21 protein-coding genes are annotated in these 21,490 nt (G+C 72.2%); 11 read left to right on the top strand and 10 right to left on the bottom strand.

The genetic code is table 11. The features are described from left to right. Positions 1–19 precede the first annotated feature (19 nt). Complete coding sequence (locus ACZ7HT_RS16980; RefSeq protein WP_471165934.1) at positions 20–1,285, bottom strand: L,D-transpeptidase; 1,266 nt, start codon at positions 1,283–1,285, stop codon at positions 20–22. Positions 1,286–1,497: 212 nt separating this feature from the next. After that, entirely contained in the window at positions 1,498–1,836 is a 339-nt protein-coding gene (locus ACZ7HT_RS16975) for a hypothetical protein (RefSeq protein WP_471165932.1), read from the bottom strand. A 111-nt stretch (positions 1,837–1,947) separates the two neighbouring features. Between ACZ7HT_RS16975 and ACZ7HT_RS16970 the strand changes: the two genes are divergently transcribed. Beyond that, a complete protein-coding gene (locus tag ACZ7HT_RS16970; RefSeq protein WP_471165930.1) occupies positions 1,948–2,217 on the top strand; it encodes an LPXTG cell wall anchor domain-containing protein in 270 nt (89 codons plus the stop codon). Between the two features lie 91 nt (positions 2,218–2,308). Here the strand turns inward: ACZ7HT_RS16970 and hutH are convergent, their stop codons facing one another. From hutH to ACZ7HT_RS16945, 5 genes are all read right to left on the bottom strand, one after another. Continuing rightward, entirely contained in the window at positions 2,309–3,850 is a 1,542-nt protein-coding gene (hutH, locus tag ACZ7HT_RS16965; RefSeq protein ID WP_471166477.1) for a histidine ammonia-lyase, read from the bottom strand. A gap of 112 nt (positions 3,851–3,962) precedes the next feature. Then, a complete protein-coding gene (locus ACZ7HT_RS16960; protein WP_471165927.1) occupies positions 3,963–5,099 on the bottom strand; it encodes a GGDEF domain-containing protein in 1,137 nt (378 codons plus the stop codon). Between the two features lie 122 nt (positions 5,100–5,221). Then, positions 5,222–6,010 carry an enoyl-CoA hydratase/isomerase family protein gene (locus ACZ7HT_RS16955; protein WP_471165924.1) on the bottom strand — a complete coding sequence of 263 codons (789 nt, stop codon included), beginning with the start codon at positions 6,008–6,010 and terminating at the stop codon, positions 5,222–5,224. A gap of 60 nt (positions 6,011–6,070) precedes the next feature. Next, positions 6,071–7,222, bottom strand: a complete 1,152-nt coding sequence (locus tag ACZ7HT_RS16950; RefSeq protein ID WP_471165921.1) for an adenylate/guanylate cyclase domain-containing protein — start codon at positions 7,220–7,222, stop codon at positions 6,071–6,073. Positions 7,223–7,498: 276 nt separating this feature from the next. Further along, complete coding sequence (locus ACZ7HT_RS16945; protein ID WP_471165919.1) at positions 7,499–8,344, bottom strand: biotin--[acetyl-CoA-carboxylase] ligase; 846 nt, start codon at positions 8,342–8,344, stop codon at positions 7,499–7,501. Positions 8,345–8,478: 134 nt separating this feature from the next. On the opposite strand from ACZ7HT_RS16945, the gene ACZ7HT_RS16940 reads away from it, so the two are divergent. The 5 genes from ACZ7HT_RS16940 (at position 8,479) to ACZ7HT_RS16920 (ending at position 11,740) form a co-directional block, all read left to right on the top strand. Next, a complete protein-coding gene (locus ACZ7HT_RS16940) occupies positions 8,479–10,080 on the top strand; it encodes an acyl-CoA carboxylase subunit beta (protein WP_471165917.1) in 1,602 nt (533 codons plus the stop codon). A gap of 26 nt (positions 10,081–10,106) precedes the next feature. Continuing rightward, entirely contained in the window at positions 10,107–10,319 is a 213-nt protein-coding gene (locus tag ACZ7HT_RS16935) for an acyl-CoA carboxylase subunit epsilon (protein WP_471165914.1), read from the top strand. 125 nt (positions 10,320–10,444) lie between these two features. Then, the gene (locus ACZ7HT_RS16930) at positions 10,445–10,780 is read left to right on the top strand and encodes a TetR-like C-terminal domain-containing protein (protein WP_471165911.1); all 336 of its coding nucleotides are present in this window, start codon (positions 10,445–10,447) and stop codon (positions 10,778–10,780) included. Positions 10,781–10,851: 71 nt separating this feature from the next. Further along, positions 10,852–10,980, top strand: coding sequence for a morphogenic membrane protein MmpB (gene mmpB / locus ACZ7HT_RS16925; RefSeq protein WP_471165908.1), 129 nt, complete (start codon positions 10,852–10,854; stop codon positions 10,978–10,980). 154 nt (positions 10,981–11,134) lie between these two features. After that, a complete protein-coding gene (locus ACZ7HT_RS16920) occupies positions 11,135–11,740 on the top strand; it encodes a nucleoside triphosphate pyrophosphatase (protein WP_471165905.1) in 606 nt (201 codons plus the stop codon). Positions 11,741–11,742: 2 nt separating this feature from the next. Here ACZ7HT_RS16920 and ACZ7HT_RS16915 read toward each other — a convergent pair whose 3' ends face one another. After that, on the bottom strand, positions 11,743–12,180 hold the full coding sequence (locus tag ACZ7HT_RS16915; protein ID WP_471165902.1) for a hypothetical protein: 438 nt from the start codon (positions 12,178–12,180) through the stop codon (positions 11,743–11,745). Between the two features lie 384 nt (positions 12,181–12,564). Here ACZ7HT_RS16915 and ACZ7HT_RS16910 point away from each other — a divergent pair, with 384 nt between their 5' ends. Together ACZ7HT_RS16910 and ACZ7HT_RS16905 are read left to right on the top strand one after the other, a co-directional pair. After that, a complete protein-coding gene (locus ACZ7HT_RS16910; protein ID WP_471165900.1) occupies positions 12,565–14,319 on the top strand; it encodes an acetyl/propionyl/methylcrotonyl-CoA carboxylase subunit alpha in 1,755 nt (584 codons plus the stop codon). Positions 14,320–14,398: 79 nt separating this feature from the next. Further along, positions 14,399–14,944 (top strand): TetR/AcrR family transcriptional regulator, encoded by a 546-nt coding sequence (locus tag ACZ7HT_RS16905; protein ID WP_471165897.1) that lies wholly within the window; start codon positions 14,399–14,401, stop codon positions 14,942–14,944. A gap of 80 nt (positions 14,945–15,024) precedes the next feature. Here ACZ7HT_RS16905 and ACZ7HT_RS16900 read toward each other — a convergent pair whose 3' ends face one another. Beyond that, positions 15,025–15,951 (bottom strand): DeoR/GlpR family DNA-binding transcription regulator, encoded by a 927-nt coding sequence (locus tag ACZ7HT_RS16900; protein WP_471165894.1) that lies wholly within the window; start codon positions 15,949–15,951, stop codon positions 15,025–15,027. A gap of 225 nt (positions 15,952–16,176) precedes the next feature. Next, complete coding sequence (locus tag ACZ7HT_RS16895) at positions 16,177–17,616, bottom strand: NAD(P)H-quinone dehydrogenase (RefSeq protein WP_471165892.1); 1,440 nt, start codon at positions 17,614–17,616, stop codon at positions 16,177–16,179. 528 nt (positions 17,617–18,144) lie between these two features. Here ACZ7HT_RS16895 and ACZ7HT_RS16890 point away from each other — a divergent pair. The 3 genes from ACZ7HT_RS16890 (at position 18,145) to ACZ7HT_RS16880 (ending at position 21,344) form a co-directional block, all read left to right on the top strand. Further along, the gene (locus ACZ7HT_RS16890; RefSeq protein WP_471165890.1) at positions 18,145–18,582 is read left to right on the top strand and encodes a gamma-glutamylcyclotransferase family protein; all 438 of its coding nucleotides are present in this window, start codon (positions 18,145–18,147) and stop codon (positions 18,580–18,582) included. Positions 18,583–18,760: 178 nt separating this feature from the next. Beyond that, the gene (locus ACZ7HT_RS16885; protein ID WP_471165887.1) at positions 18,761–19,564 is read left to right on the top strand and encodes a purine-nucleoside phosphorylase; all 804 of its coding nucleotides are present in this window, start codon (positions 18,761–18,763) and stop codon (positions 19,562–19,564) included. 127 nt (positions 19,565–19,691) lie between these two features. Continuing rightward, entirely contained in the window at positions 19,692–21,344 is a 1,653-nt protein-coding gene (locus ACZ7HT_RS16880; RefSeq protein ID WP_471165884.1) for a phospho-sugar mutase, read from the top strand. Positions 21,345–21,490 lie beyond the last annotated feature (146 nt).

The raw sequence follows: 21,490 nt of genomic DNA, 5'->3' as shown, positions 1-21,490 counted from the left end.
TTCGTCATGTGCGTGCGGATCAGGCGGCCGAGCCGGCCTTCCACTCCGACCAGGACAGGTTCCAGCCGTTGAGGCCGTTGTCCGGCTTGATCGTCTTGTCGTTGGAGTTCTTGACGATGACGACGTCGCCGACCATCGAGTTGTCGAAGAGCCAGGCGGCCGTCTGGTTCGGGTCGCCGGCGCCCTTGACGTCGGCGAGGCCGACGCAGCCGTGGCTGGTGTTCACGTTGCCGAAGATCGACCGCGCGCCCCAGTAGTTGCCGTGGATGAAGGTGCCGGAGGTGGACAGGCGCATGGCGTGCGGCACGTCCTTGATGTCGTACTCGCCCTTGCCGTCGTCGTCGGTGAAGCCGACGGTGGCGCCGTTCATCCGGGTCTCCTTGAACTTCTCGGAGATCACCATCTGACCGTTGTACGTGGTGTTCTGCGGGGAGCCGGCGGAGATCGGGATGGTCTTGATCGTCTTGCCGTCCCGCTTGACCGTCATGGTCTTGGTGGCGACGTCGACGGTCGAGACCTGGTTGCGGCCGATCTTGAAGGTGACGGTCTTCTGCTGGACGCCGAAGACGCCGTCCGCGCCCTCGACGCCGTCGAGGTCGAGCTTCAGCGTGACGGTCGAGCCCGCGGTCCAGTACGCGTCGGGACGGAAGTCGAGACGCGTCGAGTCGAACCAGTGCCCGACGACCTCCTGGCCGGAGCTGGAGGAGACCGTGATGCCGCCCTGGACGGCCTTCTTGTCGGTGATCGCCTTGTTGAAGTTGATCGAGACCGGCATGCCGACGCCGACGGTCGAGCCGTCCTCGGGCGTGAAGTTGCCGATGAAGCTGTTGGCCTGCGAGACCGTGGTGAACGAGGAGTTCTCGTGGGCCTCAAGGCCCTCCGCGTCCGTGGCGGTGGCGGCGATCTTGTAGACCGTGGCGCGCTTGAGCGGGCCGCTCGGCTTCCAGCTGAGCCCGTCGGCCGCTATGTCGCCCTTGACCTCGACGCCCTCGGCGGAGGTCAAGGTGACCTGGGTGAGCTTGCCCTCGGTCACGGAGACCTTGGCGTCGTTGTTGATGGAGGCGTTCTGCGCGCCGTTCTTCGGCGAGATGGTGATCTGCGCCTTGGAGGTCTTCTGCGCGGCCGCCTCGTCGACCTGGGCCTGTGACTGCTGCGTCGCGGACGAGGCGCTGCCGCCCTTGTCCCCGTCGTTGCACGCCGAGAGCACGAGTACGCCACCGAGCACCGCGGCTGCGGCCGCCAGGCTCCTGCGGCGCTTGCCGACCGTCATCACACGCTTCTCCATCGTCGCCGGTTCCCTGCCAACATCTTCTATGAACGCCCATGACACCCCGTCCGGTTCCGTGACCGGAGCGTTTGTGGGCAATGCCACTGATCCACGGGGAAGACCACTGATCCACACGCGCGTGCCCGGCATCCGGTTCCCGGGGGCCACGGACACGCCGTGAAAAGGCCCCGGGACGGCGTCCCGGGGCCCGCCGCGTGCGGATGCCCGCCTTACGGCCGGTCGTCGTCTTCCTCGTCCCCATCTTCCTCGCCGAGGTCCCACTCCAGCGCATCGGGGTCGTATTCGATCTCCTCGCTGCTCCAGGATGCCTGGACCATCTCGGTCCCGGGGACGCCGCGGATCAGGTCGAAGGGCTCGACGAGGTACGCGAGCGCCTCGGCGCTGTCCTCGCGCGCGGCCTCGCGCGCGTGCACCCGCTCCTCCTCGGGCATGAACTCGTCGGCGTCGATCTTGGCCTCGGCGGCCTCGGTGAGCTCGGCGGGGCCGTCGATCTCCAGGACGACATCGACGCGAAGGCGGACATAGCGTGTGGACTCACTTGTGCTCATGGGTCGGAGCGTAGGGGGCCGGGAGGCCTCGGCTTTCCCGCGACCCGCTGTGTTCCGTAGCATCGGCGCACACACCAATTCGCGGTTTCCGCAAGGGGGATCGAAATTTCCGTGTCCGCCGCCCGACGCCCACTGCTGACCGCCATCGCCGCGGGGACGCTGCTGTGTGCCCTGTGGTTCGTGCCGTCCGCCAACGCCATCGACCAGCAGGGCGGGGCACGCATCGGGGTCACCCAGAACGGCCCCCTCACCGACGACGGGCGCCTGGCCGAGACCGGGGGGCGGAACACCACGGCGTACCTGCTCGGCGGGACGGGTGTCCTCGGGGTCGGGGCGGGTTTCGTGGCGCTCGCGATGTGGCGCCGGGGCCGCGCCTTCTGAGGCTTCCGAGGGTTCGGATCCGACGGACTACGCGTACGCGTGAAGGGCCGCCCCCGGTCTTCCGGGGGCGGCCCTTCCGTACGCGTCGGCGTTACGCCAGCGGGCCGGTGACCGGCTCGACCGCAGCGACCAGCTTGCCCTCGCGGACGAAGGCGTCGGCGCCCGCCAGGTCGGGAGCGAGGTACCGGTCCGGGCCGGGGCCCTGGACGCCGGCCGCGCGCAGGGCCTCGATGGCGGCCTGCGAGGCGGGCGCCGGGGTGAGGCCCTCGCGGAGCTCGATGCCGCGGGTGGCGGCGTACATCTCGACCGCGATGATCCGGTTGAGGTTGCCGATCGCCGTGCGCAGCTTGCGGGCGGCGGACCAGCCCATGGAGACGTGGTCCTCCTGCATCGCGGAGGACGGGATGGAGTCGGCGGAGGCCGGGACGGCGAGCCGCTTCATCTCGCTGACCAGGGCGGCCTGCGTGTACTGGGCGATCATCAGGCCCGAGTCGACGCCGGCGTCCTCGGCGAGGAACGGCGGGAGGCCGTGCGAGCGGTTCTTGTCGAGGAGCCGGTCGGTGCGGCGCTCGGCGATGGAGCCGAGGTCGGCGGCGGCGATCGCGAGGAAGTCGAGGACGTACGCGACGGGGGCGCCGTGGAAGTTGCCGTTGGAGCGGACCTCGCCGCTGGCCAGCACGACCGGGTTGTCGACGGCGGCGGCGAGCTCGCGCTCGGCGACGAGCCGGGCGTGGGCCATGGTGTCGCGGCCCGCGCCGGCGACCTGCGGGGCGCAGCGCACCGAGTAGGCGTCCTGGACGCGGGGGGCCTCGCCGGCCTGGGCGTGGCCGGTGAGGCCGGAGCCCTTGAGGACGGCCAGCATGTTGGCGGCGGAGGCGGCCTGGCCCGGGTGCGGGCGGATGTCGTGCAGCTCGGGTTCGAGGACCTTCTCGGTGCCGAGGAGGGCTTCGAGGGAGAGCGCGGCGGTGATGTCGGCCGACTTGTAGAGGGTGTCGAGGTCGGCGAGGGCCATGACCAGCATGCCGAGCATGCCGTCGGTGCCGTTGAGGAGGGCGAGGCCCTCCTTCTCCTTGAGCTCGACGGGGGCGATGCCGGCGGCGGCGAGGAGCTCGCCGGCGGGCTTCACCACGCCGTCGGGGCCCTCGGCGTCGCCCTCGCCCATGAGCGCGAGGGCGCAGTGGGAGAGCGGGGCGAGGTCGCCGGAGCAGCCGAGGGAGCCGTACTCGTGGACGACGGGGGTGATGCCCGCGTTGAGGACGTCGGCCATGGTCTGGGCGACCTCGGGGCGGACGCCGGTGCGCCCGGAGGCGACGGTCTTGAGGCGGAGGAACATCAGGGCGCGGACGACCTCGCGCTCGACGCGCGGGCCCATGCCGGCGGCGTGCGAGCGGACGATGTTGCGCTGGAGCTGGGCGCGCAGCTCGTGGCTGATGTGGCGGGTGGCGAGCGCGCCGAATCCGGTGGAGACCCCGTAGACGGGCTCGGGCTTGGCGGCGAGCGCGTCGACGATGTCACGGGCGGCGGCCAGGGCGGCCACGGCCTCGGTCGACAGCTCGACGCGGGCGCCGTTGCGGGCGACGTCGATGACGTCCTGCGGGGTCGTGCCGGACGTGCCGAGGACGACTGTCTGCATATCCATATTCAGCACCCTACGGATTGAAGACCAGCATGTCACTAGCCGATTTCGTCACCGTCCCGACCAGGGACGGCCCCTTACCGGTTCCCTTCGCGCGGCCGGGCCCCCGCTACGGCTCCTCCTGACGCGGGCCCGCCGTCGGCGCGTCGCGGAAGCGGCGGCGGTCGCGGGCCCCGGGGGGAGCGTCGGCGAGGCGGATGACCGTGCCGTCCCGGCCCGCGACGACGGGTTTCCGCGAGCGGTCGGCCTTGGCCTGGTACTGGGCGGCGTCGGCGAGCCGGAAGAGGCGGCGGGCGGACCTGAGCGGGCCGATGGGGTCGCCGGTGGACGCGACCCCGCAGGCCACGCCCTCGCCGAGCTCCAGCTCCGCCGCCCGTACGCACAGCTCCTCGGCGACCGCGACGACCTCGTCCGCCGTCGGGCCGACGGTCAGCAGGCAGAACTCGTCGCCGCCCAGGCGGGCCGCGAGGGCGCCGGGGAGCATGGCGCCGCAACGGGAGAGGACCGAGCCGAAGCGTTCGAGGAGGCGGTCGCCGACGGCGTGGCCGTGGGTGTCGTTGACGCGCTTGAGGCCGTTCAGGTCGCAGACCACGAGGCTGACGACGGAGCCGTCCGCGTGGTAGCGCTCGATGGCCTCGTCCAGACGGGTGTCGACGGCCCGCCGGTTGGCCAGGCCCGTGAGGGGGTCGGTGAAGGCCAGCTTGCGGACCTCCTCCAGGCGCTCGGCCTGGGCGATGCCGGCGGCGACGACCGCCGCGAGGACGGTCGCGAAGTCGGCGTCCGCGCGGGTGAAAGGTTTCTTCCCCTGCGGCCTGGCCACGTACAGCTCGCCCCACGCGCGCCCGTGCAGCACGATCGGCGCGACCACGCAGCAGCCGCGCCCGCGCCGCCGCAGACCCGTCACCCGGCCGGTCGGCACGGGGTCGGCGGCGGTCTCCACCCAGGCGTCGGGCTCGCCGCCGCCGGCCCACTGCTCGTGCAGGAACTCGGTGATCTCGGGGAACTGGTGCACGGGATACGTCTCCGAGTCCGGGAACTCCTCCTCACCCACGGCCCGGTCCCCGGCGTTCACCAGGACCTTGAGGCGGCCGTGGTCCCGCTGCCAGACGGACAGCGCGGCGAAGCTCCCGTCGAGCCCCTCACAGGCCCCGAGCGCCGCCGCCCGCCAGAACTCGCGCGGGGTGTGCGCCGCCGCCATCCCCTGCGCCAGCGCCACTACGGCCCGCAGCCGTACGTCCTCACCCATTCCTCCAGCTTAGGGAGGTTTGATCCGTTTTCCCTACCGAAACGTCACCGTAAGTCACAATTGGTACAAAACGGTAAAAACCCTCGACCCGTCTCCGGAGTCACCCCGGAGTCACCCCGGGGTCACTCGCCCGGCCAGTTCGGCTTCCGCTTCTCGTTGAAGGCCGCCACGCCCTCGGCCCGGTCGCCCGAGAAGGCCACCGAACGCCAGGCCGCGTCCTCGACCTCCAGGCCCGCCCGCAGGTCCAGGCCCTGGCCGAGCCGCATCGCCTTCTTCGCGGCGCGCAGGCCGACCGGTGAGTTCGCCGCGATCCGCCCGGCGAGTTCGAGGGCCGCCGTCCGCGCGTCCTCCTCCAGGACGTCGACGAGGCCGAGCTCGCGGGCCTCGGCCGCCTCCACCCGGCGGGCGGTGAAGACCAGCTCGGCGGCGCGCGCCGCGCCCACCCGGCGCGGCAGCAGCTGCGTACCGCCGCCGCCGGGGATCACGCCCACGGAGACCTCGGGGAGGCCGACGACGGTGGTCGCGTCGGCCACGATGACGTCACAGGAGAGCGCCAGCTCGAAGCCGCCGCCGAGGGCGAAGCCGTGCACGGCGGCGACGGTCGGCATCGGCAGCTCCAGGACGCCGGTGTACGCGGCGCGGGCGGTCGGACGCTGGCGGACGAGGTCGGCGTCGGTGAAGGAGTTGCGCTCCTTGAGGTCGGCGCCGACGCAGAAGGCGCGGTCGTTCGAGGAGGTCAGGACGGTGACGCGGACCTCGGGGTCGGCGGCGAGGGCGTCGCAGGCGGCGCCGATGGAGCGGGCCATCTCGGAGGAGACGGCGTTCATGGCCTTGGGCCGGTCGAGGACCAGCTCCGCGACGTGACCGTCCTTCCGGACCACCACGAACTCACCAAAGCGCTGCTCGGACATGACCGCACCCTCCCGGTTCGGGCCTGTTAACGGCTGTTAACAGGCGTTCACCGGGAGATCCTAAGTGGGGCGGCGGCTCAGGAGCCAGGGTTCGACGACGCCGAGGCCTCGGACCGGGCGCTGCCACATCGGCTGGAGCGCGAAGCGGTACGTGGCGGCCTGGCGGCCCTCCTTCTCGGCGCGGGCCGCCTCCTCGGCCGCCTCCGCCTCCGAGGCGGGCGCCTCGGCGGTCCTGGTCAGCTCCTCGGCGAGGGCTCCGTCGACGAGGACGGCGTCCTTCGGGGCTATCGAGGTGAGCCGGCTGGCCAGGTTCACGGTGGTGCCGAAGACATCGCCCATCCGGGTCGTCACGGTGCCGAAGGCGATGCCGACGCGCAGTGCGGGCATCGTCTCGTCGTGGCTGAGGGTCTCGATCAGCCGGAGCGCGATCTCGGCGGCCGTACCGGCGTCGTCGGCGCAGTACAGCACCTCGTCGCCGAGGGTCTTGATGAGCCGGCCGCCGTGCGCGGCGACGAGGTCGGCGCAGGTGGTCTCGAAGGCCTCGACCAGCTCTCCGAGCTCCTCCTCCTCCAGGCGGCGGGTCAGCCGGGTGAAGCCGACGAGGTCCGCGAAGCCGACGGCGAGCCTGCGGTCGACCATCTCCTCGTCGTCCGCGGCCTGCACGACCCGGCCGGTGGCGGCGGCGAGCTGCCGGCGCCACACGTAGATCAGGAACTCCTCCAGCTCGGGCAGGAGCAGCTCGACCAGCGGATACGTGACCTCGGTACGGGTCATGCCGGGCTCGGGGGGCTCGGTGAGGCCCTCCAGGAAGGAGTCGATCTGCCACTCGGCCAACCGGGCGGTCGTCTGGCCGGTGGAGCGGGCCACCTGCACGGCCATCGGCTCGCTGAGCAGCCCCGCCTCCACGAGACCGGCGAGCCGCCGCAGGGCGAGCACGTCGGCCTCGGTGAGCGCCTTGGCCTGGCCGATGTCGGCGAAGCCCATGGCCCGCCAGAAGCGGGAGGCGAGCTCCATGGAGACGCCGGCGGTGCGGGCGGCCTGGAAGGGGGTGTAGCGGCGGTCGGCGCCGAGGATGAGCTGTTCGAGGCGGATCGCGAGGGGGTCGTGGCTCGGCTCGGCCGTGTGGTCGACCTCGTGGTGCGGGGTGGGGTAGGTCGGCGGCTGTGCCGGCTGGGCGGCGCCGCCGCCCGTGTTCGCGTCGTCGACGGTCACCGGCCGCCTCCTGCCCGTTCCCTGACGCTGCCCACGTGTCCTGCCGATCTGTCGCCTTCGATCGCGGTCCACGATACGGCAGCTGTGCGCTGGGTCACGCGTCAACGCTGGCCGCTCGGGTTTCGGGACCGGGCCGTGCGCGGGTCCTGGCGTGTGCAGGCCCGGCGGGCGGAGGAGCGGAAGAGCGCCGCGCGCGGCGGTTCCGGTGTGCCCACCCGTTCCTCCCCCAAGGACTCCGTCCAGGGGGGACCCCCATGCGGAACGTATGCCCACACCTCAGGTGCGCAGGTGGACGATGTCGCCCGCTCCCACCGCTTCCGTGCCGCCGCCCTCCGTCTCGACGACCAGGCGGCCGTCGCCGTCCAGGGCCACGGCTTCGCCTTCCAGCATGCGCTCGCCGGGGAGCTCGGCGCGGACGCGGCGGCCCAGGGTGGCGCAGCCGGCCGTGTAGGCGGCCTGGAGGCCTGAGGCGGCCGGGTCGCCCTCGGCGCTTACCCAGTCGCCGTAGTACTGGGCGAGGGAGCGCAGGACGGCCCGCAGGAGGGTGTCGCGGTCGGTGGAGGCCGCGCCGGCGAGGAGGAGGGAGCCGGCCGCCGGGACGGGCAGCTCGTCCGCGCGGAGGGAGACGTTGATGCCGAGGCCGACGACGATGGCGTCGGCTCCGGCCCGCTCGGCGAGGATGCCGCCGGTCTTGCGTTCCTCGCCCGCGACGGAAACCAGTACGTCGTTGGGCCACTTGAGGGACGTGTCGACGCCGGCGGCCTTCGCGAGGCCGGTGGCGGCGGCCACGCCGGTGAGCAGCGGGAGCCAGCCCCAGCGGTGGACGGGCACGCGCGGCTTGAGGAGCACGGAGAGGAAGAGCCCGGAGCGGGCGGGCGCGGTCCAGGTGCGGTCGAGGCGGCCGCGGCCCGAGGACTGCTCCTCGGCGACGAGCACCGCGCCTTCGGGCAGTTCGTCGGCCCGGGCGGCGAGGTCGCTGTTGGTGGAGCCGGTGGTGGTGACCACGTCGAGCGAGGTCCACAGTCCGTCGGGGACGACGAGGGCGCGGCGCAGTGCCGTGGCGTTCAGCGGGGGCCGGTCGAGGTCGGACCAGGGTCCGCCGGAGCCTTGAGAGGACGTCATGCAAGCCAGAGTAGGTGTGGCAAAGACCGCAGTGCCGAACCGTATCGCCGTCGATACGCTACGGGTCAGTAAGCCAGTAGTAGGCCATTCGTAGTCAACGAACCCCCCGTGACCAGGCAGGGAGCCGCATCCCGATGTCCGAGCCGGCAGAGCAGTACGAGATCGACATTCACACGACCGCGGGCAAGATCGCGGACCTCAAGCGCCGTATCGACGAGGCCACGCATGCCGGCTCTGAGCGCGCGGTGGAGAAGCAGCACGCCAAGGGCAAGCTGACCGCGCGCGAGCGGATCGCCCTCCTCCTGGACGAGGGTTCGTTCGTGGAGCTGGACGAGCTGGCCCGGCACCGCTCGACGAATTTCGGCCTGGAGAAGAACCGGCCGTACGGAGACGGTGTCGTCACCGGCTACGGCACGGTGGACGGCCGCCCGGTGGCGGTGTTCTCGCAGGACTTCACGGTCTTCGGCGGCGCCCTGGGCGAGACGTACGGCCAGAAGATCATCAAGGTGATGGACTTCGCGCTGAAGACGGGCTGCCCGGTCATCGGCATCAACGACTCCGGCGGCGCCCGCATCCAGGAGGGTGTGAACGCGCTCGGGATGTACGGCGAGATCTTCCGCCGCAACACGCACGCCTCCGGGGTGATCCCGCAGATCTCCCTGATCGTCGGCCCCTGCGCGGGCGGCGCGGTGTACTCCCCCGCGATCACCGACTTCACGGTGATGGTGGACCAGACCTCGCACATGTTCATCACGGGTCCCGACGTCATCAAGACGGTGACCGGCGAGGACGTGGGCTTCGAGGAGCTGGGCGGCGCCCGGACGCACAACTCGACCTCGGGCGTGGCGCACCACATGGCGGGTGACGAGAAGGACGCGATCGAGTACGTCAAGTCCCTGCTCTCGTACCTTCCGTCGAACAACCTCTCCGAGCCGCCGGCGTTCCCGGAGGTCGCGGAGACCGAGGTGACGGACGAGGACCGCGAGCTCGACACGCTGATCCCGGACTCGGCGAACCAGCCGTACGACATGCACAAGGTCATCGAACACGTCCTCGACGACGGCGAGTTCCTGGAGACGCAGGCGCTGTTCGCGCCGAACATCCTGACCGGCTTCGGCCGCGTCGAGGGCTTCCCGGTGGGTGTGGTCGCGAACCAGCCGATGCAGTTCGCGGGCTGCCTCGACATCAACGCGAGCGAGAAGGCCGCGCGCTTCGTGCGCACCTGCGACGCCTTCAACATCCCGGTCCTGACCTTCGTGGACGTGCCGGGCTTCCTGCCGGGTGTGGACCAGGAGTACGGCGGCATCATCCGGCGCGGCGCGAAGCTGATCTACGCGTACGCGGAGGCGACGGTCCCGCTGATCACGGTCATCACCCGGAAGGCCTTCGGCGGCGCGTACGACGTCATGGGCTCCAAGCACCTGGGCGCCGACCTGAACCTGGCGTGGCCGACGGGCCAGATCGCGGTCATGGGCGCGCAGGGCGCGGTGAACATCCTGCACCGGCGGACGATCGAAGAGGCGGGAGACGCAGACAAGGCAGCGGCCGAGCGGGCGCGGCTCATGCAGGAGTACGAGGACGCGCTGCTCAACCCGTACACGGCGGCCGAGCGCGGCTACATCGACGGCGTGATCCTGCCGTCGGACACGCGCCCGCAGATCGTGAAGGGCCTGCGTCAGCTCCGTACGAAGCGGGAATCCCTGCCTCCGAAGAAGCACGGCAACATCCCGCTGTAGCCCGTACGAGCGTTGAAGGAGGCGACATGATCAAGGTCGTACGAGGCAACCCGACTCCGGAGGAGTTGGCCGCCGCACTGGCGGTCGTTCAAGCCCGGGCCGCGGCCACGGCGGCGGCGTCCGCCGGGGACGGCGGCCCGGTGGTGCCGGAGGGGTGGTCGGATCCCTCCCGTATCGCCCGGGCGGTACGGCAGCGGCCGGGCCCGCGGGCCTGGGCCCGGTCGTACTGGCCCGTGTAGTCCTCGCGGCATGACGAGAAGGCCGGATCCCTTGTGCGGGGGATCCGGCCTTCTGCGTACGGCCGATCAGGTACGGCCGTTCAGGTAGCGCCCTGGCCCGCAGCGGGCCCTCGGGGAAGGAGGCGGTGAGCAGGGAGAGCGCGGCCACCCTCGTGGACCCCCGGATGGGCGCCGTCTTCCGCGCGGTCATCGCCGCGGCGGCCTGCGACGAGGAGTGCGCCCGCGCCCTCGCCGACTTCTACCGGACCCGGCTCGCCGAATGGGCCCCGGTCGTCACCCGGGGCGAGACCCGCGGCGAGATCCCGGCGGGGACGGACCCCGTCGAGCTCCTCCGCGCCGTCTCCGCGCCGCTGTACTACCGCTTCGCGGTCACCCGCGAGGAGCTCGACGCGGCCGTCGCCGAACGGGCGGTGGCGGCGGCGCTCGCGGCCGCGCGGGACGGGGTGTTCTTCCGCGAATAGTCCTTCGGTACGGGGGCGCCTGAGTATCCGTACTCAGGCGCCCCGCACCTCACGCCCGGAGGATCGGAGGCATGCTGTGGTCCGACCCGGAGAACGAGCCGCCGAAGTTCTTGCGCGACATGCAGGCGACGCTCCGCCGCACGGGCGTGCTGCTGGCGATGGCGATGGTGGTGGTGATGTTCGTGGCGAGCGCACGCTGACCACGCGCGCGTACGTGCACGACGGGCCACGCGCGCGTACGTGGGGAGAACCGGGCCACGCGCGCGTACGTGCCATCCCAGGCCGCGCGCCTGCCTGCGGACAAGCGGACCACGCGGGCGCGTGCGTGCGCCCGGTACTGACTACGCTGCCCCCATGACTGCTGATCCGCGCCGTGTCGTGCTCGCCTCCGCCTCCCCCGCCCGGCTCGGCCTGCTCCAGCAGGCCGGGCTCGCTCCCGAGGTGATCGTGAGCGGCGTCGACGAGGACAAGGTCCACGCCCCGACCCCGGCCGAACTCGCGCTCGCGCTCGCCGAGGCGAAGGCCGCCCACGTGGCCGCCAAGCCCGAGGCGTTCGGCGCGCTCGTCATCGGCTGCGACTCGGTCCTGGAGCTCGACAAGCAGGCCCTCGGCAAGCCGGCCGACGCCGAGGAGGCCACCGCCCGCTGGAAGTCGATGCGGGGCCGGGTCGGCATCCTCCAGACGGGCCACTGCGTGTACGACACGGCCGCCAAGCGCTACGAGTCGGCGACGGCCTCCACCGTGGTCCGCTTCGGCGAGCCGACGGACGAGGAGATCGCCGCGTACGTGGCGAGCGGCGAACCGCTCCACGTGGCGGGCGCGTTCACCCTGGACGGCCGCTCGGCCCCGTTCATCGACGGCATCGACGGCGACCCGGGCAATGTGATCGGCCTGTCCCTGCCGCTCCTGCGCAGGCTCCTGCGGAAGCTGGACGTCGAGATCACCGACCTCTGGGCCTGAGGTCAGCCGGCGGCCGGCGCCCCTTCGGGGGCGTCGGCCTCCTTCTCGCGCTCCTCGCCGTACGCCACCAGGGTGAGGACGACGAGCCCGAGCACGGTCACCAGGAACGCGAAGGCGGGCCAGCCGAGGAGGCCGACGGCGACCGCGCCGAGGACGCCGTGGACGATCGCGCAGCCGATGAGGAGCGCCCGGCCGAAGCGGCCCGGGCGGCGGTCGCGGACGCCCGCGACGAGGGCGACGAGGCCGCAGAGGAGGAGGGCGGCGCCGGAGCCGATGCCGAGCCCCCAGGTGCCGGTGACCATCGCGTCGGGGTCCATGCCGGCGAGGGACATCGACTGGGCTTCGAGGAAGCCGGCCATGACGGCGTTGATCGCGACGATGCCGGGTGCTTCGAGGAAGAGCACCGCGGCCGTCACGAGCGCTATCGGTCTGCGGGCCACCTCGGCCACCCCCTGGATTCAGCTGTTACCGAGAGTACGGTCGACAGCGCGAAGGCTACTGGCCGGTAAACCCTCGGACAAGAGTTCCCGCACGGCGGGCGACGGCGGGCGACCGGCGGACTGCCCGGCAAAGAATCATTGCGCCATTCGTAGGGACTCCACAAAGAAACCCGAACGGCCACTGGTCCCACGAACAGAGACCTGCGCCACACCTCGGAGCTACTGTGCCGTCAAGGAACCCTGCGTACCGTGGTGCGACAAGGGAATTCACGACCCGAGCGGGCCCGTGGTCACGCTCCGTGTGGGCAAGCTCACCACTGGGGACGGGTCGAAAGGCCGTGTCGGCAGTCCCTAAACTCAGCTTGTTTCAAGGAGGGAGCCATCGTGCGCAAGGTGCTCATCGCCAACCGTGGCGAAATCGCTGTCCGTGTGGCCCGGGCGTGCCGGGACGCGGGTATCGGCAGCGTGGCCGTGTACGCCGATCCGGACCGGGACGCTCTGCACGTCCGGGCGGCCGACGAGGCGTTCGCTCTGGGCGGTGACACTCCGGCCACCAGCTACCTGGACATGGCGAAGGTCCTGCAGGCCGCGAAGGACTCCGGCGCGGACGCGGTTCACCCGGGTTACGGGTTCCTCTCCGAGAACGCCGAGTTCGCGCAGGCGGTGCTCGACGCCGGTCTGACCTGGATCGGCCCGCCGCCGCAGGCGATCCGGGACCTGGGTGACAAGGTCGCCGCCCGTCACATCGCGCAGCGCGCCGGCGCCCCGCTGGTCGCCGGCACGCCGGACCCGGTGTCGGGTGCCGAGGAGGTCGTGGCCTTCGCCGAGGAGCACGGCCTGCCGATCGCGATCAAGGCCGCCTTCGGCGGCGGCGGCCGCGGCCTGAAGGTCGCCCGCACGCTCGAAGAGGTCCCGGAGCTGTACGACTCGGCGGTCCGTGAGGCCGTGGCGGCCTTCGGCCGCGGCGAGTGCTTCGTCGAGCGCTACCTCGACAAGCCCCGCCACGTCGAGACCCAGTGCCTCGCCGACTCCCACGGCAACGTGGTCGTCGTCTCGACGCGTGACTGCTCGCTGCAGCGCCGTCACCAGAAGCTGGTCGAGGAGGCCCCGGCGCCGTTCCTGACCGAGGCGCAGAACGCGGAGCTGTACGCGGCGTCGAAGGCGATCCTGAAGGAGGCCGGCTACGTCGGCGCCGGCACGGTCGAGTTCCTCGTCGGTGTCGACGGCACGATCTCCTTCCTGGAGGTCAACACGCGTCTGCAGGTCGAGCACCCGGTGACCGAGGAGGTCACGGGCATCGACCTGGTCCGCGAGATGTTCCGCATCGCGGACGGCGAGGAGCTCGGTTACGGCGACCCGGAGATCCGCGGTCACTCCTTCGAGTTCCGTATCAACGGCGAGGACCCGGGCCGCAACTTCCTGCCGGCCCCCGGCACGGTCACGGTGTTCAACCCGCCGACCGGCCCGGGCGTCCGTCTGGACGCGGGCGTCGAGTCCGGCTCGGTCATCGGCCCGGCCTGGGACTCGCTCCTGGCCAAGCTGATCGTCACCGGCGCCACCCGCGAGCAGGCCCTCCAGCGCGCCGCGCGCGCCCTGGCGGAGTTCAAGGTCGAGGGCATGGCGACGGCGATCCCGTTCCACCAGGCCGTCGTGGTCGACCCGGCGTTCACCGCCGACCCGTTCAAGGTCCACACGCGCTGGATCGAGACGGAGTTCGTCAACGAGATCAAGCCGTTCGCCCCGGCCGGCGCGGATGCGGACGAGGACGAGGCGGGCCGCGAGACGATCGTCGTCGAGGTCGGCGGCAAGCGTCTCGAGGTCTCCCTGCCGTCCTCCCTCGGGATGACCCTTGCGCGCACGGGCCTCGCGGCCGGTGCGAAGCCGAAGCGGCGCGCGGCGAAGAAGTCCGGCCCGACCGCCTCGGGCGACACCCTCGCGTCCCCGATGCAGGGCACGATCGTGAAGGTCGCGGTCGAGGAGGGCCAGGAGGTCAAGGAGGGCGATCTGATCGTCGTCCTGGAGGCCATGAAGATGGAGCAGCCGCTCAACGCCCACCGCTCCGGCACCGTCAAGGGCCTGAGCGCCGAGGTCGGCGCCTCCGTCACCTCGGGTGCCACCATCTGCGACATCAAGGACTGATCCGTCGCACCCAGTACGGTACGAAGGGCCCGCAGGCAGCCGCCTGCGGGCCCTTCGTACGAGAGGAGCCCGTTCGCCCATGCGCGCCGACGCACGCCGCAACCACGAACGACTGCTCGTCGAGGCCCGGGCCGCCTTCGGGGAACAGGGCGCGGACGCGCCGCTGGAGGAGGTCGCGCGCCGGGCGGGCGTCGGGATCGGCACCCTCTACCGCCACTTCCCCACCCGGGCCGACCTGTTGAACGCGGTCTTCCAGGAGGCGCTGGCCGAACTGCTCGACCGCTCGCGGGAGCTCGCGGAGGCGGACGCGCCGTGCCGGGCGCTCGTGGAGTGGCTGCGGGCCCTGATCGCCCACGCGGGCGAGTACCGGGGGCTCGCGCACGCGCTGATGTCCGCCTCGTACGACCGGAGTTCGGCCCTGGCACGGTGCAGCGACCCGCTGCGCGCGGCGGGCGAGCGGCTGCTCGAAAGGGCCCGGAAGGCGGGGCAGGTGCACGCCGACGTGTCGATCGGCGACCTGATGCAGCTGACCAACGCGATCGCGCTGGCGGCGGAACAGTGCCCGGAGGACGGGGAGCTGGCGGACCGCCTGCTCGCGCTGACGCTACGGGGACTGAAGGACTGACTCACGGACGGGACGGCGTGGGACCCCTGGGGGAGGGTCCCTCGGGTACGTCGTCCGACGTCGTCCGGCTTCTTCTGACGTCAGCGGCGGCGCATGTCCGCGACGCGGGCCGTGCGTTCCAGCGTCTCCGCGGCCATGCCGCCGCCCGGCCCACGGAACTGACCGGCCGCCATCCGCCCGCGCTGGACGGGTAGCGGCATGTCACGGCGGGGCCGGGCGCCCGGGGGGAGCTGCTCACCGCCGGAGGGGCCGGCGGCCGCGCCCGTACCGGCGACGGCGATCTGGACGCCCTGGTCGGCGAGGGCCTGGAGCTCGGAGGCGGCCCGCTCGTCGTGGGCCGGGGGCTCGTCGGTCACCAGCCGGGTGATGACGTCCGTCGGCACCGTCTGGAACATGGTGTCGGAGCCGAGCTTGGTGTGGTCGGCGAGGACCACGACCTCGGCCGCCGCCTGCACGAGCGCCCGGTCCACGCTCGCGGAGAGCATGTTGGACGTGGACAGGCCGCGCTCGGCGGTCAGACCGCTCCCGGAGAGGAAGGCCCGGGAGACCCGGAGTCCCTGGAGCGACTGCTCGGCCCCGCTGCCCACGAGGGCGTAGTTGGAGCCGCGCAGGGTGCCGCCGGTCATGACGACCTCGACCCGGTTGGCGTGGGCGAGGGCCTGGGCGACGAGCAGGGAGTTGGTGACGACGGTCAGTCCGGGCACGCGGGCGAGCCGGCGGGCCAGCTCCTGCGTGGTCGTCCCGGCGCCGACGACGATGGCCTCGCCCTCCTCGACGAGGCTCGCGGCGACGTCGGCGATGGCCGTCTTCTCCGCTGTGGCGAGATGGGATTTCTGCGGGAAGCCGGATTCTCGCGTGAATCCGCCCGGCAACACCGCACCGCCGTGGCGGCGGTCGAGGAGTCCTTCTGCCTCAAGGGCCCGTACGTCTCTCCGTACGGTCACTTCAGAGGTCTGGACGACGCGGGCGAGCTCGCGGAGCGACACGGCCCCATTGGCTCGCACCATTTCGAGGATCAACTGACGACGTTCTGCAGCGAACACGAAACTGACAGTAACGTGAGCGGCCGATAGTTTTCAGCACTATGCGCCGAATTGCAGAAGATGCGCACGGACGGGGCCTCCAAGTGGTATGGGAGGCCCCGTCGTTGATCGTTCTATGCCCGGGATTGCCGGGGGTTGTCCGAGTGGGCGAACCGTTCCCGCAGGCGGGAGCCGGACCGGAGCGGGATGCTACGCCTCGCCCGTCGCCTTTCGGGTGTGCAACTGCCGTGCCACTTCCGCGATCGAGCCCGACAGGGAGGGGTACACGGTGAAAGCATTTGCGATCTGTTCGACCGTCAGATTGTTGTCGACCGCGATCGAGATCGGATGGATCAGCTCGCTCGCCTTCGGCGCGACGACACAGCCGCCGACGACGATGCCGGTGCCGGGACGGCAGAAGATCTTCACGAAGCCGTCCCGGATGCCCTGCATCTTCGCGCGCGGGTTGCGCAGCAGGGGCAGCTTGACGACCTTGGCGTCGATCTTGCCCGCGTCCACGTCGGCCTGGGTGTAGCCGACGGTGGCGATCTCCGGGTCGGTGAAGACGTTCGAGGAGACCGTCTTCAGGTTCAGCGGGGCCACCGCGTCGCCGAGGAAGTGGTACATCGCGATCCGGCCCTGCATGGCGGCGACCGAGGCGAGCGCGAAGACCCCGGTGACGTCACCGGCGGCGTACACGCCGGGGGCGGTGGTACGGGAGACCTTGTCGGTCCAGATGTGACCGGAGTCCTTCAGCTTGACCCCCGCCTCCTCCAGACCCATCCCGGCCGAGTTCGGGATCGCGCCGACCGCCATCAGGCAGTGCGTGCCGGAGATGACCCGGCCGTCCGAGAGGGTGACCTCGACCCGGTCGCCGACCCGCTTGGCGGACTCGGCGCGGGAGCGGGCCATGACGTTCATGCCGCGGCGCCGGAAGACGTCCTCCAGGACGGCGGCGGCGTCCGGGTCCTCACCGGGGAGGACGCGGTCACGGGAGGAGACGAGCGTGACCCGGGAGCCGAGCGCCTGGTAGGCACCGGCGAACTCGGCGCCGGTGACGCCGGAGCCGACCACGATGAGCTCCTCGGGGAGCTCCTTCAGGTCGTAGACCTGCGTCCAGTTCAGGATGCGCTCGCCGTCCGGCTTGGCGTCGGGCACCTCGCGCGGGTGGGCGCCGGTCGCGATCAGCACGGCGTCGGCGGTCAGCGTCTCCTCGGTGCCGTCGGCGGCGGTGACGATCACCTGACGGGAGCCGTCCATCGCCTGCCGGCCGTCCAGCCGGCCGCGGCCGCGCAGGACCCGGGCACCGGCCCGGGTGACGGAGGCGGTGATGTCGTGGGACTGGGCGAGCGCGAGGCGCTTCACCCGTCGGTTCACCTTGCCGAGGTCCACGCCGACGACGCGGGCGGCCTGCTCGAGCGGCGGGGTGTCGTCGGCCACGATGATGCCCAGCTCCTCGTACGAGGAGTCGAAGGTCGTCATCACCTCGGCCGTGGCGATGAGGGTCTTGGACGGGACGCAGTCGGTCAGGACGGACGCGCCGCCGAGGCCGTCGCAGTCGACGACGGTCACCTCCGCGCCGAGTTGGGCGCCCACCAGGGCCGCCTCGTATCCGCCGGGTCCGCCGCCGATGATCACGATCCGGGTCACTGGGATCTACGCCTCGCGCTCTCGTTCTGCCGGGGTGTCCCCCCGCTGGGATGCAGTGCGTACGCCATTGTCCCGCACGCTTCAAGTGCGTAGCCCATTGTCCCGCACTCCGGGCACTGCCTCGCGCCGGGGCGCCGAAGGGGGCGAACGGGGGCGGGGGCGCGGCCGCAGGGGCCTGCGCCGGGGGCGGAGGAGTCCGCGTCCCGGGCCCCGTACGGGCCTCGCGTCCGGGGTGGCGGGGGTCCGTGTCTCGGGCGCCGTACAAGCCTCGCGTCCGGGGTGGCGGGGGTCCGTGTCTCGGGCGCCGTACAGGCCTCGCGTCCGGGGTGGCGGGGGTCCGTGTCTCGGGCCCCGTACAGGCCTCGCGTCCGGGGTGGCGGGGGTCCGCGTCCCGGGCCCCGTACAAGCCTCGCGTCCGGGGTGGCGGGGGTCCGCGTCCCGGGCCCCGGACGACCCCGCGTCAGGGTCCCGTACGTCGCCACCTCGGCGTTCGGCGGACACCCCGCCCCCTCCCGTACCCTCGGTCCCATGTCGCTCTACGCCGCTTTCGCCGGCAACCTCGACGCCCGGCTGATGAGCCGCCGCGCACCGCACTCCCCGCTGCGCAGCACCGGCTGGCTGAACGGCTGGCGGCTCACCTTCGGCGGTGAGCAGATGGGCTGGGAGGGAGCGCTGGCCACCATCGTGGAGGCCCCCCGCTCCCAGGTCTTCGTGGCGCTGTACGACATCGCGCCGATGGACGAGGACTCCATGGACCGCTGGGAGGGCGTGGGCCTCGACATCTACCGGCGGATGCGGGTGCGCGTGCACACCCTGGACGGCGAAGAGCCGGCCTGGGTGTACGTGCTCAACGCCTACGAGGGCGGGCTGCCGTCCGCGCGGTACCTGGGAGAGGTCGCCGACGCGGCCGAGTCGGCGGGCGCGCCGCACGACTACGTGATGGAGTTGCGCAAGCGACCCTGCTGACCCTGTCGGTCCGGCCGGGGCGGCCGGAATCCGCCGTTCGTCGGAAACGACAAGACAACGATCGCATGTCCGTCCGCATCGTCATCTACGCGCGTAGGAATTCTCCGGCTACGCTGCTTCGCGTACCAAATCCGTCCGGGGCTCCCCTCGGACCCCCCTCCCCGAGGCGAGAGAGTCAGTGAACGCAACTGCCACCCCGTACGAGGCCGCCGAGGCCGCAGCCACGCGTCTGCGCGAGCTGACCGGTGTCGAGAACCACGACGTCGCCCTGGTCATGGGCTCCGGCTGGGCCCCCGCCGTCGACGCCCTCGGCGCCCCCGAGGCCGAGTTCCCGGTGACCGAGCTCCCCGGCTTCCCGCCGCCGGCCGTCGAGGGCCACGGCGGCAAGGTCCGCTCGTACAAGATCGGTGAGAAGCGCGCGCTGGTCTTCCTCGGCCGCACCCACTTCTACGAGGGCCGCGGCGTCGCCTCCGTCGCCCACGGCGTCCGCACCGCCGTCGCCGCCGGCTGCAAGACCGTCATCCTCACCAACGGCTGCGGCGGCCTCCGCGAGGGCATGCGCCCCGGCCAGCCGGTCCTCATCAGCGACCACCTCAACCTGACGGCCGCCTCCCCGATCGTCGGCGCGAACTTCGTCGACCTCACCGACCTGTACTCGCCGCGCCTGCGCGCGCTGTGCAAGGAGGTCGACGAGACGCTTGAGGAGGGCGTGTACGTCCAGTTCCCCGGCCCGCACTACGAGACCCCGGCCGAGATCAACATGGTCCGCGTCCTGGGCGGCGACCTCGTCGGCATGTCCACCGTCCTGGAGGCCATCGCGGCCCGCGAGGCCGGCGCGGAGGTCCTCGGCATCTCGCTGGTCACCAACCTGGCGGCGGGGCTCTCGGGCGAGCCGCTGAACCACGAGGAAGTGCTCCAGGCGGGGCGGGACTCGGCGGCGCGGATGGGCGAGCTGCTGACGCGGGTCCTCGACCGGATCTGAGTCTCCGACGGCGGGCCGCTGCGCGGGGTGGGGGAAGGCTCCGCGCAGCGGCCCCCGCACAACCCGCGGGCCCGCACCACCCCACCCGCCCGCACCGGCACCCGCACCCCCCGAAAGGCACACCACCGTGACGCAGGACGACCTCCTCGCCCGGGCCCAGGCGTGGCTCGCCGAGGATCCCGACCAGGAGACCCGCGACGAGCTCGCCGCGCTCCTCGACCGCAACGCCACCGACGAGCTCGCCGCCCGTTTCAGCGGCACGCTGCAGTTCGGCACCGCCGGCCTCCGCGGTGAGATCGGCGCCGGGCCCATGCGGATGAACCGCTCGGTCGTGATCCGCGCCGCCGCCGGCCTCGCCGCGTACCTGAAGGCGAAGGGCGAGACCGGCGGTCTCGTCGTCGTCGGCTACGACGCCCGCTACAAGTCCGTCGACTTCGCCCGCGACACCGCCGCCGTGATGACCGCCGCCGGGCTGCGCGCCGCGCTGCTCCCGCGCCCGCTGCCGACGCCCGTCCTCGCGTACGCCATAAGGCACCTGGGCGCCGTCGCCGGCGTCGAGGTGACCGCCAGCCACAACCCGCCGCGCGACAACGGCTACAAGGTCTACCTGGGCGACGGCTCGCAGATCGTGCCGCCGGCCGACGCGGAGATCGCCGCCGAGATCGACGCGATCCGCTCGCTGAACGACGTGCCCCGCGCCTCCGAGGGCTGGCAGGTGCTCGGCGACGAGGTCCTGGAGTCGTACCTGGAGCGTACGGACGCCGTCCTGACCCCCGGCTCCCCCCGTACCGCGCGGACCGTCTACACGGCCATGCACGGCGTCGGCAAGGAGGTCCTGACGGCCGCGTTCGGCCGGGCCGGCTTCCCGCCGCCCGCGCTCGTCGCCGAGCAGGCCGAGCCGGACCCGGCGTTCCCGACGGTCGCCTTCCCGAACCCGGAGGAGCCGGGCGCCATGGACCTGGCCTTCGAGGCCGCCCGGGCCGTGGACCCCGACCTCGTCATCGCCAACGACCCGGACGCCGACCGCTGCGCCGTCGCCGTGCCGGACGCGGACGTCGAGGGCGGCTGGCGGATGCTCCGCGGCGACGAGGTCGGCGCACTGCTCGCCGCGCACCTCGTGCACAAGGGCGCCACCGGCGTCTTCGCCGAGTCGATCGTGTCGTCCTCGCTGCTCGGCCGCATCGCCGAGGCCGCGGGCGTCGGCTACGAGGAGACGCTGACCGGCTTCAAGTGGATCGCCCGCGTCGACGGCCTGCGGTACGGCTACGAGGAGGCGCTCGGCTACTGCGTCGACCCCGAGGGCGTCCGCGACAAGGACGGCATCACGGCGGCGCTGCTCGTCACCGAGCTGGCCTCGGTGCTCAAGGAGCAGGGCCGCACGCTCGCCGACCTGCTCGACGACCTGGCGGTGGCGCACGGCCTGCACGCCACGGACCAGCTGTCGGTGCGCGTCGAGGACCTGTCGGTCATCGCGGACGCGATGGCCGCGCTGCGCGAGAAGCCCCCGGTGCGGCTCGCCGGTCTGACGGTCGTCTCGGCCGAGGACCTGACGAAGGGCACGGAGTCGCTGCCGCCGACGGACGGCCTGCGCTACCACCTGGAGGGCGCCTACAAGGCCCGGGTGATCGTCCGCCCGTCCGGCACCGAGCCCAAGCTCAAGTGCTACCTGGAGGTCGTGGTCCCGGTCGGCGACGGGAGCGAGCTGGCGACGGCCCGCGCGACGGGCGCGGAGGTGCTCGCCGCGATCAAGCGGGACCTGTCCGAGGCCGCAGGGCTGTAGGGCCACCCCCTGACGTCAGGAGGGCCGGTACGGAGTCGCTTCCGTACCGGCCCTCCGGCGTTCCCCCGCCGCGCCCGTCCGGGTGAACCCGTACGACACGTGACGTGACGCGTGGACCGCGCGCCGGGGGCGCGCGCCAGGGTGAC

The sequence above is a fragment of the Streptomyces sp. NPDC037410 genome (assembly GCF_055602235.1).
Note: the sequence above shows the minus strand (reverse complement) of the source record. Positions and strands in the feature narration are given on the sequence as shown.

Excerpts from the sequence above, each read along its gene's own strand:
- ACZ7HT_RS16975 (WP_471165932.1), bottom strand. The coding sequence starts at position 1,836 with ATGAGCACAAGTGAGTCCACACGCTATGTCCGCCTTCGCGTCGATGTC.
- hutH (WP_471166477.1), bottom strand. The coding sequence starts at position 3,850 with ATGCAGACAGTCGTCCTCGGCACGTCCGGCACGACCCCGCAGGACGTC.
- ACZ7HT_RS16900 (WP_471165894.1), bottom strand. The coding sequence starts at position 15,951 with ATGGTGCGAGCCAATGGGGCCGTGTCGCTCCGCGAGCTCGCCCGCGTC.
- ACZ7HT_RS16940 (WP_471165917.1), top strand. The coding sequence starts at position 8,479 with ATGTCCGAGCCGGCAGAGCAGTACGAGATCGACATTCACACGACCGCG.
- mmpB (WP_471165908.1), top strand. The coding sequence starts at position 10,852 with ATGCTGTGGTCCGACCCGGAGAACGAGCCGCCGAAGTTCTTGCGCGAC.
- ACZ7HT_RS16955 (WP_471165924.1), bottom strand. The coding sequence starts at position 6,010 with ATGTCCGAGCAGCGCTTTGGTGAGTTCGTGGTGGTCCGGAAGGACGGT.
- ACZ7HT_RS16945 (WP_471165919.1), bottom strand. The coding sequence starts at position 8,344 with ATGACGTCCTCTCAAGGCTCCGGCGGACCCTGGTCCGACCTCGACCGG.
- ACZ7HT_RS16920 (WP_471165905.1), top strand. The coding sequence starts at position 11,135 with ATGACTGCTGATCCGCGCCGTGTCGTGCTCGCCTCCGCCTCCCCCGCC.
- ACZ7HT_RS16890 (WP_471165890.1), top strand. The coding sequence starts at position 18,145 with ATGTCGCTCTACGCCGCTTTCGCCGGCAACCTCGACGCCCGGCTGATG.
- ACZ7HT_RS16960 (WP_471165927.1), bottom strand. The coding sequence starts at position 5,099 with ATGGGTGAGGACGTACGGCTGCGGGCCGTAGTGGCGCTGGCGCAGGGG.
- ACZ7HT_RS16980 (WP_471165934.1), bottom strand. The coding sequence starts at position 1,285 with ATGGAGAAGCGTGTGATGACGGTCGGCAAGCGCCGCAGGAGCCTGGCG.
- ACZ7HT_RS16935 (WP_471165914.1), top strand. The coding sequence starts at position 10,107 with ATGATCAAGGTCGTACGAGGCAACCCGACTCCGGAGGAGTTGGCCGCC.
- ACZ7HT_RS16905 (WP_471165897.1), top strand. The coding sequence starts at position 14,399 with ATGCGCGCCGACGCACGCCGCAACCACGAACGACTGCTCGTCGAGGCC.